General features: G+C 47.7%; 18 protein-coding genes. 5 read left to right on the forward strand and 13 right to left on the reverse strand.

What is annotated here, in order from left to right; translation table 11 throughout:
- Positions 1-129 precede the first annotated feature (129 nt).
- On the reverse strand, positions 130-639 hold the full coding sequence (locus HQ393_RS08465; RefSeq protein ID WP_218871098.1) for a DinB family protein: 510 nt from the start codon (positions 637-639) through the stop codon (positions 130-132).
- Between the two features lie 194 nt (positions 640-833).
- On the opposite strand from HQ393_RS08465, the gene HQ393_RS08470 reads away from it, so the two are divergent.
- Entirely contained in the window at positions 834-1,028 is a 195-nt protein-coding gene (locus HQ393_RS08470) for a hypothetical protein (protein ID WP_179354795.1), read from the forward strand.
- A gap of 25 nt (positions 1,029-1,053) precedes the next feature.
- On the opposite strand, the gene HQ393_RS08475 is transcribed toward HQ393_RS08470, so the two are convergent.
- From HQ393_RS08475 to HQ393_RS08500, 6 genes are all read right to left on the reverse strand, one after another.
- The gene (locus HQ393_RS08475; RefSeq protein WP_179354796.1) at positions 1,054-1,632 is read right to left on the reverse strand and encodes a hypothetical protein; all 579 of its coding nucleotides are present in this window, start codon (positions 1,630-1,632) and stop codon (positions 1,054-1,056) included.
- A gap of 123 nt (positions 1,633-1,755) precedes the next feature.
- On the reverse strand, positions 1,756-2,751 hold the full coding sequence (locus HQ393_RS08480) for an NAD(P)H-quinone oxidoreductase (RefSeq protein WP_246307863.1): 996 nt from the start codon (positions 2,749-2,751) through the stop codon (positions 1,756-1,758).
- Positions 2,752-2,838: 87 nt separating this feature from the next.
- Complete coding sequence (locus HQ393_RS08485) at positions 2,839-3,291, reverse strand: GNAT family N-acetyltransferase (RefSeq protein ID WP_179354797.1); 453 nt, start codon at positions 3,289-3,291, stop codon at positions 2,839-2,841.
- A 94-nt stretch (positions 3,292-3,385) separates the two neighbouring features.
- Positions 3,386-3,691: a DUF1330 domain-containing protein gene (locus tag HQ393_RS08490; protein WP_179354798.1), complete on the reverse strand. Its 306-nt coding sequence runs from the start codon at positions 3,689-3,691 to the stop codon at positions 3,386-3,388.
- 67 nt (positions 3,692-3,758) lie between these two features.
- The gene (gene zapE, locus HQ393_RS08495) at positions 3,759-4,910 is read right to left on the reverse strand and encodes a cell division protein ZapE (protein ID WP_179354799.1); all 1,152 of its coding nucleotides are present in this window, start codon (positions 4,908-4,910) and stop codon (positions 3,759-3,761) included.
- Positions 4,911-5,002: 92 nt separating this feature from the next.
- Complete coding sequence (locus HQ393_RS08500; protein ID WP_179354800.1) at positions 5,003-5,608, reverse strand: peroxiredoxin; 606 nt, start codon at positions 5,606-5,608, stop codon at positions 5,003-5,005.
- Between the two features lie 193 nt (positions 5,609-5,801).
- Between HQ393_RS08500 and HQ393_RS08505 the strand changes: the two genes are divergently transcribed.
- Complete coding sequence (locus HQ393_RS08505; protein ID WP_179354801.1) at positions 5,802-6,683, forward strand: hypothetical protein; 882 nt, start codon at positions 5,802-5,804, stop codon at positions 6,681-6,683.
- 67 nt (positions 6,684-6,750) lie between these two features.
- Here the strand turns inward: HQ393_RS08505 and HQ393_RS08510 are convergent, their stop codons facing one another.
- Positions 6,751-7,341, reverse strand: a complete 591-nt coding sequence (locus HQ393_RS08510; RefSeq protein ID WP_179354802.1) for an acetate uptake transporter — start codon at positions 7,339-7,341, stop codon at positions 6,751-6,753.
- A gap of 333 nt (positions 7,342-7,674) precedes the next feature.
- On the opposite strand from HQ393_RS08510, the gene HQ393_RS08515 reads away from it, so the two are divergent.
- Genes HQ393_RS08515 through HQ393_RS08525 form a run of 3 tightly spaced genes read left to right on the forward strand, consistent with a single transcriptional unit; the run spans position 7,675 to position 10,192 of the window.
- A complete protein-coding gene (locus HQ393_RS08515; RefSeq protein ID WP_179354803.1) occupies positions 7,675-8,193 on the forward strand; it encodes a hypothetical protein in 519 nt (172 codons plus the stop codon).
- Between the two features lie 52 nt (positions 8,194-8,245).
- The gene (locus HQ393_RS08520) at positions 8,246-9,145 is read left to right on the forward strand and encodes a TraB/GumN family protein (RefSeq protein ID WP_179354804.1); all 900 of its coding nucleotides are present in this window, start codon (positions 8,246-8,248) and stop codon (positions 9,143-9,145) included.
- 9 nt (positions 9,146-9,154) lie between these two features.
- Positions 9,155-10,192, forward strand: a complete 1,038-nt coding sequence (locus HQ393_RS08525; protein ID WP_179354805.1) for an aldo/keto reductase — start codon at positions 9,155-9,157, stop codon at positions 10,190-10,192.
- 137 nt (positions 10,193-10,329) lie between these two features.
- Here HQ393_RS08525 and HQ393_RS08530 read toward each other — a convergent pair whose 3' ends face one another.
- The 5 genes from HQ393_RS08530 to HQ393_RS08550 form a co-directional block, all read right to left on the reverse strand.
- A complete protein-coding gene (locus HQ393_RS08530; RefSeq protein ID WP_179354806.1) occupies positions 10,330-11,436 on the reverse strand; it encodes an ABC transporter ATP-binding protein in 1,107 nt (368 codons plus the stop codon).
- Between the two features lie 60 nt (positions 11,437-11,496).
- Positions 11,497-12,339, reverse strand: a complete 843-nt coding sequence (locus HQ393_RS08535) for a carbohydrate ABC transporter permease (protein WP_179354807.1) — start codon at positions 12,337-12,339, stop codon at positions 11,497-11,499.
- 21 nt (positions 12,340-12,360) lie between these two features.
- Positions 12,361-13,236 carry a carbohydrate ABC transporter permease gene (locus HQ393_RS08540; protein WP_246307864.1) on the reverse strand — a complete coding sequence of 292 codons (876 nt, stop codon included), beginning with the start codon at positions 13,234-13,236 and terminating at the stop codon, positions 12,361-12,363.
- An 88-nt stretch (positions 13,237-13,324) separates the two neighbouring features.
- Entirely contained in the window at positions 13,325-14,635 is a 1,311-nt protein-coding gene (locus HQ393_RS08545) for an ABC transporter substrate-binding protein (RefSeq protein ID WP_246307865.1), read from the reverse strand.
- Positions 14,636-14,729: 94 nt separating this feature from the next.
- Positions 14,730-15,977 (reverse strand): ABC transporter substrate-binding protein, encoded by a 1,248-nt coding sequence (locus HQ393_RS08550; protein WP_179354808.1) that lies wholly within the window; start codon positions 15,975-15,977, stop codon positions 14,730-14,732.
- Between the last annotated feature and the right edge of the window lie 477 nt (positions 15,978-16,454).

The raw sequence follows: 16,454 nt of genomic DNA on the forward strand, positions 1-16,454 counted from the left end.
AGCTCATCGCGAGCGAGCGCCCAGCGCTATTGATGTAACCTGTAAGTAAGCAAACAACAAAGCCATACCCCAATCGGTATGGCTTTGTATTTATTATGAACCATCACTTTCAGGGCAATACATCCAAAGCTATTCGTTGAGCATAGATAGTAGCGGAATATCTGTAATCCCCACATCGACGCCATATTGCTTGAGCAAGGTTCCGACTTGCCCGCGATGATGGGTTTGATGATTAAACAGGTGCTGTACCTGCACCCAGCGCGGTATCGTTTGGGTAAAACCATACAGCTTGCTCGTCCAGGTCACGGGCTCGTTCAACCAGGCCTCAGTCAGCCCCGCAGCCCAATCGATCAGCCGCGCATCAAGCGCTTCGCGAGCGGCACGCAGTTGCTCAAATTGAACATACAGCGCTTCGCTCGACGGCGTCGTGACCAGCTCCTCGCCCGTAAAACGCGAGAGCCACATCAAATCACCCCATAAAATATGATCCAGCGTACGCTGCACCGAGCCAAAAAACGCGCCCCGATCGGCTTTGCGCTGCTCATCAGTGAGGCTGGCAGCCGCCGCGTACACTTGCTGATTTTGCCATTGATTATAAGCCGCCATCAGTTGCGGCATATTGCCCTGAAACATCGCCATCACCCCTAGTTTGAACCTCAGTATTGTTCACTATCGCCAAGCTATTTCAATTTCTAAGCTAAAACAAAAACAAAAACAAAAACTATTGCCAATCAATCAGTCGCTTAGATACCAGCAACCACTAATCAGCTTACAGCCAGCTATCTTCAATACCTTTATATACTGCAATAGAACCAGCCCAATTGGAGGACATCATGAACCCCAAAATTCTCGACACCACCGAACTGATCACCCTCGAAGATCAAGCTCAAGCCGTGATGCAGCAAAGCAAACCACAAAGCTATCTGTATGAAACAGCCAGTCGCTTAATGATGATTATGAAAATGGAGCAAATCCGCCGCGGTATCTTTGCCAGCCAAAGTGCGCAGCTACGCCAGAAAACCGATTGAGCAGTCACATACAGACCACTTGGTCTCACCTCCCGTCGCTTGCTGCCGCTCTATAGCGAATCAAGCGCGGCGTACCCAAAGGCGATAGCAATAATTCGCCTTGGGTATTTTTCAAGCTCACAAGCCAACCACCATCCCAATTGCGCCGTAGCGTGGCAAAATCAAACTCAAATGGCAGGTGATTCAACAGCTCTGCAGACTGCAACATCTGTTGAGGCTGACCAACCGCATCAACACGGACAAAGATATTATTCGAATATATTCCTGCATTTTGATACAAACGCCACTCTATAGGCTGATTGCCCAACCATGCAGGTAGCACAAGCACCTGAGCTACGCGGCTTTGATCAATATTCTGACGTGAATGAAACACATCAATATTAGCTACTTTACACTGCGTTTCTAAGGCACAACTTAATCGTGGAGCCAACCAATAAGCGCTGGCCAGCAAAACACACAAAACCAGCCCCAGCCGTACTTTGAGCGCCATTTTTGGTGCCAAGATTGGCAAATGACTTGGCCAAACGGAGAACCAAGCCATTCCCATGCGGGCAAAAGGACTATCCATTTTCCGATCAATCAAGGTCTTTTTGTCATTTAGCATAGTAAGTTCCTCTGGAAATCATCTGCGCCATCCTTGCGCGATGTGCACTCAAACTATATCCAACGCAGCAATAATTTATCCTGATGAAGCTTCAGTTTATTACTGATGATTTACCAGCTAACATCACTTGACAGAGCCAAAAGTCTGCAAGACCACTTTCCCAATATTATGGTTTTGCGCCAGATACTCATGCGCGGCCGCCGCTTCGCTGAACGCAAAAGTCCGATCAAGCGTGACACGAAATTCGCCGCTGCTAATGCGCGGCAGCACATATTCTCGTAGCGCTTGTGTTAATTGAGCTTTGCGCCCCAGCGGCAGGCTGCGCAGCGTCGAGCCCGTGATGCGCTGACGCTTCACCAGCAATAGCCCCAAATTGAGCTGCGCCTCAACGCCGCCCAAGAGGCCAATGACGATCATCTGCCCATCCTGATTCAAACAACGTTGATTACCAGCCAGATACGCGCCACCGATGGTATCCAAAATAAGATCAGCACCGCCCGCCGCTTTGACCTCGGCAGCAAAATCTTGCCTGCGATAATCGATCACCAAATCTGCCCCCAATTCGCGACAGAAGGCTTGTTTTTCAACAGAGCTGGTCGTGATCGCCACCCAAGCGCCGCAGGCTTTGGCCAGCTGAATTGCTGCAGCTCCCACGCCGCTAGCACCAGCATGAATCAACACACGCCGCTCATTGCTGCTGCCGTCCAAACGCAAAGCGCCAAGCTCGATCAAATTCAGCCACACCGTCAGCCATGCCTCGGGCAAGCTTGCCGCAGCAACATTACTCAGGGTATCTATCAGCAAGCAAGATAATGATTGCTCTAGCAGGCAATACTCCGCATAAGCACCACCCGCCACTAAGCCAAAAACCCGATCACCAACACGAAAATCACTGACGCCCTCGCCCAGTGCTAGCACCTCACCAGCGATTTCCAGCCCCAGAATTTCCGACTCGCCCGGCGGCGGCGGATATTTGCCGCTGGCCTGCACCAGATCGGCTCGATTGAGGCCCGCTGCGGCCACCTTCACCAGCAATTGGCCTGCAGCCGGCGTCGGTATCGGCGCGTCCCCTAGCAATAGCTCGCCTTGTTCGGCTGTCCAAGCTTGCATTACCGTCATGGCCATTGTCCTTGTGTTACAGCATTTTGCTCATTATGAGTTGGCTCGGACACACCTAATGGCTTAGCCAAACCACTCGCTCGTCGTTTAAGTGTCATTGAATCTGCTCGGTTTAATCACAAAGCCTTTTTCAATGCCGCTTTTAAAGCCCACCGACTCGTATACCGAATGCGCCGCGGTGAGCTGCTCACCCGACAGCAGCATCACTTTGTAGCAATCTCGCTGCCACGCTAGCACCAGCGCAAATTCCAACACTTGGCGACTCAGCCCGCGGCGGCGATAGGCGCTGGCGGTGATCACATGTTCGATGATGCCAAACGGCCTAGCGCCATTGGCGATGCTGCGATTGATACTCAAAGCACAGGTCGCTGCCAACTCACCATCAAAGTCGGCAACGACGATCTGCGTTTGCGGATCATCGATGATTTGCCGCCAGCGCTCTTGCGCCAAGCCCTTCTCCAATACCGGATCATGGGGGCGGAGTTCTTGATACAAGCGCAGAACGCCCGCTAAATCATCATAATGCGCAACTCTAATCATAAGTTCCAAAGTCCATTTAACTCAGAGGTGGTAAGCATCAGCACAGTGAAGCCCAAATCATTAGGCTGGGCTTAGCCCATATCAGGCAGAATTCTTATCCTGGCTGCACCCCGTCATACCCTTCCACAATCACCAAATCAATCTCACAGGCTCCGTCGCGCAGTGCTTTGGCGTTTTGATACGGTACGGAGTTATAGCAATCAAGGGCGGCTTGGTAGCTGGGGAATTCAACGATGGTGTTGCGTGAACGGGTATTGCCTTCTACGCATTGATACTGGCCAGCTCTAGCCAGATACTGGGCGCCGTACTCTGCGAGAGCTGCGCCGTTGGCGGCGATGTAGGCTTGAAAGGTTTCTAGCTGGGTGATGTCGAGGCGGACGATCCAATATCCTTTGGCCATGGCCTTGCCCTGATTTTTAGCGAAAGCAAAACCATAGCACAAAGTCAGATTCTTTCGTCACAAGCGATCAGGTTTCGACTAGCCCTGCTTGCGCCTGCTCGACGCTCTGATGCGCCAGTGCGAGGTATTCTTTCGATTGCATTTCGGTCATGCGGCTGGCGGTACGGAAAAACTCACTGGCTTGCAGGCCGGAAACGTAGACCTCTTCGACCGGCACATCGGCGGCAATGATCAGCTTAACCCGGTGGTCGTAAAACACATCGACCAGCCAGGTAAAGCGGCGCGCCAGATTGCTTTGCTCGGGTTTGAGTTTGGGTAGGCCCGATAAAAACACCGTGTGATATTCCTGCGCCAAGGCCAGATAATCAGCCTGACCGCGGCCATCGCCGCACAGTACGGCAAAATCAAACCAGATCGCGCCCCCTGCGCGGCGGCGCGCTTTGACTTTTCGGCCTTCGATGGTGATATGCGGGTCTTCGTCGTGGGCGGTACTCATTTTGGCAAATAGCTCGGCCATTTCGCGCTCGGTCTCGGGCGATTGCGGCTGCAAATAGGTGCGCGCGGCAGTGAGCGTGCGCAAGCGGAAATCTTGCCCTCCATCGACATTCAGCACATCCAGCTTGGCTTTGAGGAGCTCAATCGTTGGCAGGAAGTTGGCGCGTTGCAAGCCATTGGGATACAGGCCATCGGGTGGATAATTAGAGGTCGTCACCAGCACGACATCACGGTTAAACAGTTGCTCCATTAGGCGGCCAAGTATCATCGCGTCGGCGATGTCGGAGACGTGAAACTCGTCAAAACACAATACGCGCACGGCTTTGGCCCATTTGTCGGCCACTTTGGCGAGCGGGTCATCACTGCCTTGCTGCGCGCGCAATTCGCGGTGCACTTCTTGTATAAAGTGGTGAAAATGCAGGCGCTTTTTACGTTTGTAGGGCAGCCCGGCGTAAAACGCATCCATCAGAAAGCTTTTGCCGCGCCCTACGCCACCCCAGAAATACAGGCCGCGTGGCAAATCTGGCGTCGGTAGCAGCGTTTTGCCGAATAAGCGATTGCGCTTTTGTTTAAATACCACCAGCAATTGCCACAAGGCTTCGAGCTTTTCAATTGCGGCCGCTTGTGATTCATCGGCAATAAAACCGGGTTGGCTAGCGAGCGATTGATACCAAGTCTGCGGGCTAACACCTGATTGGGGCGGGGCAATGACGTGCTGCGACATGGGCAATTCCGTGTATTTGATCGTGGCGATTATAAAGTCAAAAAGTAAAAAAGCCCCGAAATCGGGGCTTTTCTTTGCAATTGCAGAGCAAATTACAGTGCAGCTGCGTTTTCTGCCAAGTAGCTAGCCACGCCATCAGCGTCAGCTTTCATGCCTTTTTTACCTTTGTTCCAGCCAGCTGGGCAAACTTCGCCGTGCTCTTCGGTGAATTGCAATGCATCAACCACGCGCAACATTTCGTCGATATCACGACCCAATGGCAAGTTGTTGATCACTTGGTGTTGTACCACGCCTGATTTGTCGATCAGGAATGAGCCGCGCAATGCAACGCCAGCATCAGCCAATTCAACATCGTAGGCTTTGCAAATTTCGTGTTTAACGTCGGCCACCAAGGTGTAGCCCACTTGGCCAATGCCACCTTTTTCAACTGGGGTGTTGCGCCATGCAGCGTGGCTAAATTGGCTGTCGATCGACACGCCGATGACTTCAACATTGCGTTTTTTGAATTCTTCCAGACGGTGATCAAATGCGATCAACTCAGATGGGCACACGAAAGTGAAATCGAGTGGGTAGAAGAAAATAACAGCGTATTTGCCAGCAGTAGCAGCTTTCAGATTGTAGCTATCTACGATCTCGCCAGAGCCCAATACAGCAGCAGCGGTGAAGTCAGGGGCTTGCTTTGCAACGAGTACAGCCATGTTAATACTCCTAGTGGGTGTGTTTAAACAAATGTGGCATCACTTTAGACATCGGGGCGAGGTGCGTCAAATCAAGAGTTTTCATCTAGCCAATAGGCAATTTCTATTTATACAACATTTAGGGAAAACACCGTTTGCCTTTTTCCTTACAAGTTGCCATGATGGTTAGGTTGCGATTTTTCGAGATACCGCCATGCACATCTTTAAACAGCTTGCGCTATCCCTCACTGTGGGTCTAATTGCGATCAGTACCCCAGCCATGGCTGAGGACAAAGTGATCACCATCTTAACGCAGCAAGATGTCTTTAATGACTATCAAAAATTCATCGGCCAGCGCGATCCATTATCCCTCACCCAATACGGTGGCCCAGCTTCGCGCCGCGATGTAGTGGAGCTGGTTTTGGTGCAACAAGCCCTCAAAGCCGGCGGCAATGAGCTGCCGATCAAGATCGTCAAAGTCGATAACACCAGTGACTCGTATAACCGCTACATTAAGGAAATCACCAGCGGCAGCGCGACGATGGGCGGCAACTCGGCTTGGCTCATTGATTTGAAGCCATTGGCGGATAAAGTACTGATTAGCGAGCCCGTGATTCGCAATGGTGAATTCGAAGCGGGCCTCTACACCACCTCTGATAATGCTGAAGCGCGCTTATCGCGCACATTACCCGAGATTCAAAAGCTCACCGCCGTGGTGGCCGAGAGCTGGAAACCCGATGTGGCCACACTGGAAAGCCTTAAATTCAGTATTTTGCTCAAAACACATAGCTGGGATTCAATGGTCGGCATGTTATTTAAAAAGCGTGCCGATGTGCTGCTCGCGCCTTTCCAGCCTACGCCTGATATGTCGATGGATGTGGGCGGCAAAAAGCTCGTACCGATCCAGAATGTCAAAGTTGGCCTGCAAGGCAGCCGCCATTTCTTTGTGAGCAAAGTTGATCCAATGGGTGCCCAAGTGTCGAAGCAACTCAATGCCGGCTTGGAAAAACTACGGGAAAAAGGTCTGATCGATAAAGCCTATCGGGATGCCGGATTTTTTAACTCCGCCACCAAAAGTTGGAATCGTTTGAACTAAACCAAAGTGCCAAGCAAAAAAAACCGCCACAGGAAGGATGGCGGTTTTTTTATTTTGATTGAATTGCTTAGTGGCCTGAGCCGCCCAATGGCATCACGTCGCGGCCGTAGATTTCATTTAATACCTGAGCCATTGCCGCATAAATGGCCGATGCGCCGCAAATAATGCCTTCAACGCCAGCAATCTGCTTAATCGTGGCGCTGCCAGTGAAATCGCCTAAGGCCAGCAAAAAGAACAATACGGTGAGTGAGCCAAAAATAAATTGGGTGGCGAAATTCATTCTCAAAGTACCGATAAACAGGAAGGCAGTAAAAATACCCCATACCAGTAAGTACCAAGCCATGGCTGTTTCACTGGCTTTTGCAGCAATACCCATCTGAGGCATTACAATCAGCGCCACTAAGGTCAGCCAGAACATCCCATAAGACGTAAATGCGGTCATACCGAAGGTATTATTTTTCTTGGATTCCATGATCCCGGCAATGACTTGGGCAAGACCACCGTAGAAAATACCCATGGCTAAGATCATCGCGTTGAGCTCAAACAGGCCTGCATTATGCAAGTTGAGCAAAACGGTGGTCATACCAAAGCCCATCAGGCCTAGCGGTGCGGGGTTGGCGGATGTATCGGTGACTGTAATTTGAGATGCTTGGGACATTTCGCTTCCTTGCGAATTAAAATTTGCTCGCATTCTAACCCTTACAGCTCGCTCCGTCCTTTGGGCATCATCAATGTTTCATATCAGAACGACATATTTTCTTGGTAATAATGCCGTATATCAAAATCCCCCTTAAAACCTGAACCCAAATCCCGCACGCTCATTACATATGCCCTGTGCTTCTGCACGGCACAATCACAAGTGCTACCGACAGCGCCTATCAATTAGCAGCCTATGAAATATTTCCCTTTACGTCTTCAGTCAGTATTTCTTCTCATTCTGGCAACATCGATCGCTTAAGCTGACGTAACTGATTATTAATGAGCCGCACTGATGTCTATCCATTCAAGTACCCTCAATCAGGTGTATTACAAGCTGCCACGGGGATTAAAGGCAATCCATACTCGCGATGATAGTAATGCCCTGAATGCCCAGCAGCGCCGCTTGTTGATCTTAATTGATGGGGAACGTACAGTTGCTGACCTCATGCAGATGTTGGGTACCGTTGAATTAATTGCATCACTGCAATTACTCAATGAACAAGGCTATATTGGGACAGAGCCGAGCAGATTAAGTGAACTATCTCTGACCCCAACCCCCGCCGCAGCCACCGAAACGACCCGTACGATTGACCCAGAGCGTATGGAAGCGGTCAAACAACTGATGTTGAGCAGTAGTCAGCAATGCTTAGGGCTAATGGCCAAGCCGCTGATTCGAGAAATCGAAGAAATTCGCTGTGAAAAAACACTAAAAACCACGCTGGCGCGCTGGAATATGGCGCTGCGTGAGTCACGTACCGCAACACAACATGCTGATCAATTCTTGAAAGCGGCAAAAACCCTGCTGAGCTGAGCGAGGCAAGATATACTGCCAATCTTTAGCATCTTGAATAAGGTTTGGCAGCATGTTTGCACGTTTACGTCCTTTAGTGGTCCTGGCATTCACCTCATGCTTAATGCTGATGGGGTGCTCCGCAAATTCTGAAAAGTCTTCCGCCAGTAATGCGGTGTTGTGGAAAATCGAAAAGTCAGGAGTTCCTGAATCTTGGCTATTTGGCACCGCCCATATCAGCGACTCGCGCGTTGCCAAATTCTCCCCTGCCGTTGAAGCTGCACTCAATCAATCAAAACACATCGGTACCGAGATCAAAATCGACTTTGGCTCCATGATGGCCATGGGCAACGCCATGCTGACCAAAGAGCCAACGCTGCCTGCAAAATTAAGTGCAGAACAATATACCAAGCTACTTCCCGAATTAGCTGCGCGTGAATACCCTGAAGTTGCAGCGGCAAAATTTAAACCTTGGGCTGCAGCCATGCTGCTGATGACCCCTGCGAAGGTCAAAGGTGAAATACCAATGGATATGCGCGTGATGAAACACGCCATGGAAAATGAAAAAGATTATTTCGGCGTTGAAACGGTTGATGAACAGCTGAGCTACTTCCAAAATATACCTGAAGCAAAACAAATTGTTCTGCTCAATGCCCTTATCAGTCAACAAGACAAATTGGCAAAATCCTACGAGCAATTGCTGAATGCCTACGTTAAGCAAGACCTAGATGCTTTACAAAAATTAGCTGAACAAGATGAAATTAGTTTGCCCGAGGCTGATCAAGCTTGGTTTAAGGAATGGCAAACTAAATTAATCTCTGAGCGTAACCCAGTGATGGCCAAGCGCATCCAAGAACATTTACTCGAAGGAAATGCTTTCATTGCTATTGGGGCACTTCATTTACCTGGTAAAGATGGCTTGATCGAACGCCTGCGCGCAGCTGGCTATACCGTAACGCCCGTATTGAAATAAGGACTCAAGATGGAACTGCGTACATTGCATGGTACTGATTTACAGGTATCCAAAATTTGTCTCGGCACCATGACATTTGGCGAGCAAAACAGCGAGTTGGAGGCACATCAGCAACTCGATTATGCGGTTGATCAAGGGATCAACTTCATTGATACCGCCGAAATGTACCCAGTTCCGGCAAAGGCCACGACACAAGGGCTGACCGAAGCGTATATTGGCACTTGGTTGGCTCGCCAAAAACGCGACCAGCTAATCATCGCGAGTAAAGTAGCGGGCCCCAATCGCGGCATGGAATGGATGCGAGGCGGACCACAACTGACTAAAAGTCAGATTATTTCGGCGTGCGATGACAGCTTAAAACGACTGCAAACTGATTATTTGGACTTATACCAAATCCACTGGCCAGCGCGCCACGTTCCGATGTTTGGCCAGACGTATTATGAACCCGAGCAAGAATATCCCAATGCACCGACGATTGAAGAGCAACTCGACGCCATGGCGCAGCTCGTTCAAGCAGGCAAGGTGCGCTATATCGGTGTTTCCAATGAAAGCGCATGGGGTGTTTCGGAATTTATCAAAGTTGCTGAGATCAACAACTTACCGCTAATTAAGACTATTCAAAACGTCTACAACTTAATCAACCGAAATTACGATCACAATTTAAGTGAAGTCTGCCATCGAGAAAACATCAGCCTTTTGGCTTATAGCCCCTTGGCTTTTGGCCTGTTATCAGGGAAATACCTCGATAACCCACAGGCTCTAGGTCGCATGACGCAATTTGCTAATTTTGGGGTACGCTACCTCAAACCACATGTACCACCAGCGATTGCGGCCTATCACCAACTCGCCCAGCAGCATGGTTTGAATACGGCACAAATGGCCCTCGCGTGGCTCTATAGCCGCTGGTATGTCGCAAGCACGATTATTGGTGCGACCAATATGACGCAATTAGCACAAAATATCTCGTGCCATGATTTAGCGCTAACAGAAGAAGTAATTACCGGGATTGAAGAGATTCACCGCCGTTGCACTAGTCCTGCCCAGTAAGGGGTATAGCCCTAAGATCTCGCATAAGTATTGATTTCACAGCAATACCCCAGCAACACTCAAGATCTAACTCACGACAATCAGAATATATGGACATAAAAAAACCCGCCGAAGCGGGTTTTTTTCTTTGTCTGAAATTATTTTTTCAGACGTTTGAATGCCAGACCTTCAGCATCAAACAACATGCTGTGAGCTTCTGGGAATTTCACGCGAATTGCATCGCCGTATTTCAGACCAGTCATATTTGCAGGTAATTTCATGCAAATAATTTCGTTGATACCAGGGATTTCGATGTAAGCCAATACGATATCGCCCAAGTGTTCAGTCAAATCAACACGAGCTGGAATACCATCCGCATCACCATCAGCACACAATTCAATGTGTTCTGGACGAATACCCAAGGTCACTTTGTCGCCGACTTTAGCGCGGCCAGCTTCTACTGAAGCGCGAACCGTGATGCCTTTTGGCAAGCGAACAACCGCAACACCTTGCTCAACGCCAACCAATTGAGCTTCAAACAGATTCATTTTTGGTGAACCCAAGAAGCTAGCTACGAACAAGTTAGATGGATTCTCGTACATTTCCAGCGGAGAACCAACCTGCTGAATGATACCGGCATTGAACACAACGATACGGTCAGCCAGAGTCATCGCCTCTACCTGGTCGTGCGTTACGTACAGCATGGTAGTTTTCAATTCTTGGTGCAGTTTTGACAACTCTACGCGCATATTTAAACGCAAAGCCGCATCCAAGTTAGACAATGGTTCGTCAAACAAGAATACTTTCGGGTTACGAACAATTGCACGACCAATCGCTACACGTTGACGCTGACCACCAGACAAAGCTTTTGGTTTACGTTCAAGCAAGTGAGTCATTTGCAAGATTTCAGCGGCTTTTTTAACGCGCTGATCAATCTCAGCTTTTGGTGTGCCAGACAATTTCAAGGCAAAAGCCATGTTGTCATACACGCTCATGTGTGGGTACAGAGCATATGACTGGAATACCATCGCAATACCACGTTTAGAAGCGTGGATATCATTAGACAATGTGTCACCGATGTACAACTCACCCGCAGTGATGTCTTCCAAACCTGCAATCATACGCATCATGGTTGATTTACCACAACCAGATGGACCGACGAATACAACGAATTCGCCGTCTTTAATTTCAAGGTCTACACCTTTAATAACGCATACGTCTTTGGTGTAGTTCTTTTTAATATTTTTCAGTGTAACCGAAGCCATTTTTCGATTCCTTAGTGTCTTTTAGAAGCAGTCTGTGCCCAATGATTAATTAACCAGCTCTTATTTCACTGCGCCATCAAGGCCAGAGATAAAGTAACGCTGCGTAAAGGCGAAGAAGATCAGAACTGGGATAATGGTCAATACAACTGCAGCCATCACCAAGCTGGTTGAAACAGCAAATGGACCAGTCAAGTCGTTAAACACACCCACTGCCAATGGCATTTTCTCGCGGGTAGACAAGATCAACTGAGGCCAAACGTAGTCATTCCAAGCATTTACCAAAGTAAAGATCGCCAGAGCAGCAATAGAAGGAGCTGTAACTGGTACCATCACACGCCACAAGATTTGTAACTCAGTCGCGCCATCAACACGCGCGGCATCGATCAAATCTTGAGGAATCTGCTCAAACGCCTGCTTCATCAAAAAGATACCAAATGCGCCAGCCAAATTCGGCAAAATCGCACCAGTCAAGGTATCACCCAAGCCCAAATAACGAGTCATTGTAATGAAGTTAGGGATCATACCCACTTCCATTGGCAACATCATCGTAGCGATGATGGCAACGAAAATCAGGTTTTTACCAGGAAACTTCAGACGCGCCAGAGGATAACCTGCCAATACTGAAATAATAACTACACCAACAATCGTGCCAATTGACATCAATGTTGAGTTTTTCAGGTAAGTCATGAATGGGATTTCAGCAAATACGCGCTGGAACCACATCAGACCTGGGTCAGTCGGAATAAAGGAGCGTGGGAACAACCATGTATTAGATGGATCTTCCGACAAACCTACCGATACAGCCCACCAGAATGGGAAAATGGTGAAGATAGCAAACAACACCAACCCAGTGTATTGACCAAAGAGCTCAAGCGCTTTGGTAATTGTTTTACTTTTAGCCATGATTATCTAGTCCTCGCTGTATTAGTTCTTATCGCCGAAGAAACGGAACTGAATGATCGCCAAGATCATGCAGAAGAACGTCACCACGAGGCCAGCGGCAGCAGCACGACCGAAGTTGTAGTTGCGGAACGCCTGATCGATTACATAGTAGAGCGCGGTATAAGTATCAGCTTGCCCTTTCGTCAATACCATTACCTCTTGGAAGGATTTGATCGCAGCAATGGTAGAGAGCAAAGTACACAGCAGAATAGTTGGCTTAACCAGCGGTACAGTAATTTTCCAGAAACGTTGCCAAGCATTGGCACCATCCAGAATCGCAGCTTCTTCGATCTCAGGAGAGATCGCTTGCAAACCTGCGAGATACAGCACCATGTAATAACCAATACCTTTCCAGAAGGTAAAGACCATCACCATATACAAGGCGGTATCAGGGTTGCCAATCCAGTCAATTTGACCATCAACGCCTTCTGGCAAGACATGGATCATTTGGAAGAACCAAGTCAAAATACCATCGTATTTGTAGACGTTTTGCCAAACTACGGCTGCAATTGAAACAGCAGCAATAACTGGAATGTAGTAAATAGCACGGAACATTGTCATGCCTGGTAATTTATTATTTACCAGCTTGGCAACGACCAAGGCAGAAATTTGAATAACCGGAACGATTAGCAAATAGAGTAAAGAATTTTTCAAGGCATGATGAAATAACTCTTCTTTGTATAAATACTTGAAGTGTTCAAAGTTATTCCATGTGACATGACCGGAACCCAGATCGTAATTACCGAATGCTAGGTAGGTGTTAAATGCCACTGGCCAGAAAGTGAATATACCCATCAAGATCAAGGCAGGAGCCAAGAAGAGATAGGCTATGGCGGTATAGCTATTGGAATTTTTCACGGCGCCACTCGACTGTTGTTTTTGATTTTTTTAGGAGAGAAACGAGACTGCCGCGAGGGCAGTCTCGTTCATAAAAAACTAACTAAAATTACTTAGCCAGTTTTTCGTTCCAAGCTGCAACAGCAGCGTCCAGAGCAGCCTTAACTGGCTTGCGACCTTCGATCGCGTTCTGAACTTCGTCTTGCAGTTTTTTGGTCATTGCTGCCTCATCAGGCAATACACCTGGTGGAATAGTCAATGTACGAGCGTTGTCCATAGACTTAGCAGCTACAGCACGTGCTTGGTCAACTGGGTCAGCGCTGTTAGCACCAGTTTGGAAGTATGGATCCAAGTTGCCTTTCTTAGTCGATGGGAAGGTAGTTTCAGTAGCTTTAGAGAAAGCAACTTGAGACTCATCGTTAGTCAGGAACAAGCCCAATTTAGCAGCAGCGGCTGGGTTTTTAGTACCTTTAGGTACTACAAAGTCCATCAACCATGCGCCGAATGCCATTTTACCTTCGCCAACTGGGAATGCAGCAACGCCAGTTTTACCGTAGATAGCTTTAGCATCAGTTTCAGTACGTTTCAGAGCTTGAGGAGCTGTAGTCATCATGGCGATTTTGCCTGAGTTGTACAAAGCGATCTCTTGTTCGAATTCGATTTTGAATGCGTCTTTAGGAATTACGCCTGATTTGTAAGCATCAGCAAATTTCTGAACGAAAGCAACGTGTTTAGGACCGTTAAATACAGCCTTGCCACCTTCGATCATTGGCAAACCAGCATAGTAGAACATGCCAGTGAAGTTAGACAATTTAGGAGCGAATGCAGCTACGCCAGTTTTGTCTTTGATTTGTTTACCAATTGTCATCAACTCGTCGAAGCTTTTTGGAGCAGCTTTAACACCAGCTTTTTCAAAGATGTCTTTGTTGTAAGCGATGATAGATACAGAGTTGTAGAATGGGAAAGCGTAAACTTGACCTTTAACAGTTACGTCTTTCAACGCAGCTGGCAGGTAGTCGTTTTTAGCAGCGCCCATGTACTGTTCAACTGGCAAGATGTTGCCTTGAGCAGCGAATTCGTGAACCCAAGGCACGTTGAAGTTAACCAACGCAGGTGGGCTACCAGCAGCGATTGCAGCTACGAGTTTAGGCTGGATTTGATCCCAGTTCATGTCAACCCATTTAGCTTCAACGTCTTTGTTTGCTGCATTGAATTTAGCAACACGCTCTTTGAAGAATGGCTCGAATTTTGGAGCCAAGTTCATGGTCCAGAATTCCAAAGTTTCAGCAGCTTGCGCTTGAGCAGCTACTGCAAATACTGCAGCACCAACAACCAACATTTTCTTCAGCTTCATCTTGTCTTCCTCTTGAGTTATCGACAAAACGCTCGGAATTTCTTCCTCGCTTAAAAGTACACCCACTTCAGCCACCCTTGGCCTTGCGGATTTTTATTTGTGACGGCAGTTTACCAGAAAACTGCCGTTACAAAATTTGACAAAGAACAGAGCTAGCTAATTACTTAGCTAATTTCTGGTTCCACATAGCAACAGCAGCATCCAGCGCTTCTTTAGCAGACTTGCGGCCAGTGATTGCTGCTTCAACTTCTTCATCCATTTTCTTGTTCATTGCTGCTTCATCAGGCAAACCTGAAACAGTCAGAGTGCGCGTATTTTTAATTGATACCGCAGCAACTGCCAGCGCTTTCTTAACTGGATCGGTAGATTTAGCACCTTCTTGGAAATAAGCATCATCTAGCGCTTTATTCGTAGATGGGAATGTTGCAGAGGCCTTAGCAAAAGCCAACTGTGATTCATCGTTTGTCAGGAATTTACCCAACTGAACTGCTGCGTCAACATTCTTCGCGCCTTTAGGTACAGACCACAGGAACAGGAAGCCGCCGAACGGGGTTTTACCACGCGCTTCTGGGAATGGAGCAACTCCAGTCACTGCATAAGTTTTTGGCGCATCAGTTTGAGTGCGTTTCAGAGCATGCGCACCTTCAGCAAAGATGGCGATTTTGCCAGCGCCAAAGCCGTTAACTTGAGACTCAAAGTCCATTTTGTACGCGTCTTTTGGAATCGCACCAGACTTATATGCTGCAGCAAACTTCTCAACCAATTTAACGTGCTCTGGGCTATTGAATACCGCTTTGCCGTCTTTAATAACTGGCAAGCCATCGTACAAGAACCAACCAGAGAAACCATCGTTTAATTTTGGAGCAAATCCAGTCACACCTGTTTTTTCTTTAACTTGCTTAGCAACAGCCAGCAATTCATCAAAAGATTTTGGCGCTTCTTTGACGCCAGCTTTAGCCAACAAATCTTTGTTGTAGAACATAACGCCAGTAACTTGGTACCAAGGCAGGCCGTAAACTTGGCCTTTAGCAGTTACGTCAGCTAAAGCGCCTTTGGTGTATACATTTTTAAAAGAAGCCGCTTGCTTTGTAATCGGCAAGATCAACTCTTTTTGAGCAAATTCATCCATCCATGGTTTTGGCAGGTTAACCAAACCTGGCACATTACCTGATGCTACAGCAGTAACCACACGTGCTTGGAATGCATCCCAACCTACATCAACCCATTTCGCTTCAACTTGGGTTTGTGACGCATTGAATTTAGCAGTCAAATCTTTCATTACCGCATCAAACTTCGGCGACAAGCTATTTGACCAGTATTCAACAGTTACTTTATCTGCAGCTTGAGCATTCATCATTGTGGCGGCAAACAGAGCAGCACCAAGAACCAGAGTACGTTTGAGTTTCATTGCGAAGATCCTTCAGTAGGTTGCATTGCAAGTGTGTTCAATACCGGAACGACAATAATCGACTCAAAATCGGGTAGTCAATCAAATCCGTCGTTACCAAACAAAAACTGTATCTACTTCGTCAAAATGGCTTACGTTTCATGACGAAGGTATTTTCTCACCTACATCTAAGGAGTGTCCAAGCAAGGTAAAGTCTTATTTGCGCTTTAAGAAGTTGTTGAACCTAACGCATCACTGCGCATGGATTCCCACCCCTGTTCGTTCAGATCCATATTGCGGTTTTTATGTATGCGCACAGAGATTACAACAAAAATGCGGTCCGGTGAACTAAGTCACAAGGCATCCAATTTTGCTTACAGCAGAACCAATTTTTGGATTTTTAAACTTTTCAAAAAATAAAAAAAAAGCGCCTGTAGTCAAGAGCAGCAAATTAATGCCGCCAAACTACAAAACGCCTTCCACGAAAAATAAAATTAC

The sequence above is a fragment of the Chitinibacter bivalviorum genome (genome assembly GCF_013403565.1).
Lineage (GTDB): Bacteria > Pseudomonadota > Gammaproteobacteria > Burkholderiales > Chitinibacteraceae > Chitinibacter > Chitinibacter bivalviorum.

Excerpts from the sequence above, each read along its gene's own strand:
- HQ393_RS08490 (WP_179354798.1), bottom strand. The coding sequence starts at position 3,691 with ATGGCCAAAGGATATTGGATCGTCCGCCTCGACATCACCCAGCTAGAA.
- HQ393_RS08535 (WP_179354807.1), bottom strand. The coding sequence starts at position 12,339 with ATGGCTAAAAGTAAAACAATTACCAAAGCGCTTGAGCTCTTTGGTCAA.
- HQ393_RS08480 (WP_246307863.1), bottom strand. The coding sequence starts at position 2,751 with ATGACGGTAATGCAAGCTTGGACAGCCGAACAAGGCGAGCTATTGCTA.
- HQ393_RS08530 (WP_179354806.1), bottom strand. The coding sequence starts at position 11,436 with ATGGCTTCGGTTACACTGAAAAATATTAAAAAGAACTACACCAAAGAC.
- HQ393_RS08550 (WP_179354808.1), bottom strand. The coding sequence starts at position 15,977 with ATGAAACTCAAACGTACTCTGGTTCTTGGTGCTGCTCTGTTTGCCGCC.
- HQ393_RS08485 (WP_179354797.1), bottom strand. The coding sequence starts at position 3,291 with ATGATTAGAGTTGCGCATTATGATGATTTAGCGGGCGTTCTGCGCTTG.
- HQ393_RS08515 (WP_179354803.1), top strand. The coding sequence starts at position 7,675 with ATGTCTATCCATTCAAGTACCCTCAATCAGGTGTATTACAAGCTGCCA.
- HQ393_RS08465 (WP_218871098.1), bottom strand. The coding sequence starts at position 639 with ATGGCGATGTTTCAGGGCAATATGCCGCAACTGATGGCGGCTTATAAT.
- HQ393_RS08510 (WP_179354802.1), bottom strand. The coding sequence starts at position 7,341 with ATGTCCCAAGCATCTCAAATTACAGTCACCGATACATCCGCCAACCCC.
- HQ393_RS08470 (WP_179354795.1), top strand. The coding sequence starts at position 834 with ATGAACCCCAAAATTCTCGACACCACCGAACTGATCACCCTCGAAGAT.
- HQ393_RS08525 (WP_179354805.1), top strand. The coding sequence starts at position 9,155 with ATGGAACTGCGTACATTGCATGGTACTGATTTACAGGTATCCAAAATT.
- HQ393_RS08520 (WP_179354804.1), top strand. The coding sequence starts at position 8,246 with ATGTTTGCACGTTTACGTCCTTTAGTGGTCCTGGCATTCACCTCATGC.
- HQ393_RS08475 (WP_179354796.1), bottom strand. The coding sequence starts at position 1,632 with ATGCTAAATGACAAAAAGACCTTGATTGATCGGAAAATGGATAGTCCT.
- HQ393_RS08505 (WP_179354801.1), top strand. The coding sequence starts at position 5,802 with ATGCACATCTTTAAACAGCTTGCGCTATCCCTCACTGTGGGTCTAATT.
- zapE (WP_179354799.1), bottom strand. The coding sequence starts at position 4,910 with ATGTCGCAGCACGTCATTGCCCCGCCCCAATCAGGTGTTAGCCCGCAG.
- HQ393_RS08500 (WP_179354800.1), bottom strand. The coding sequence starts at position 5,608 with ATGGCTGTACTCGTTGCAAAGCAAGCCCCTGACTTCACCGCTGCTGCT.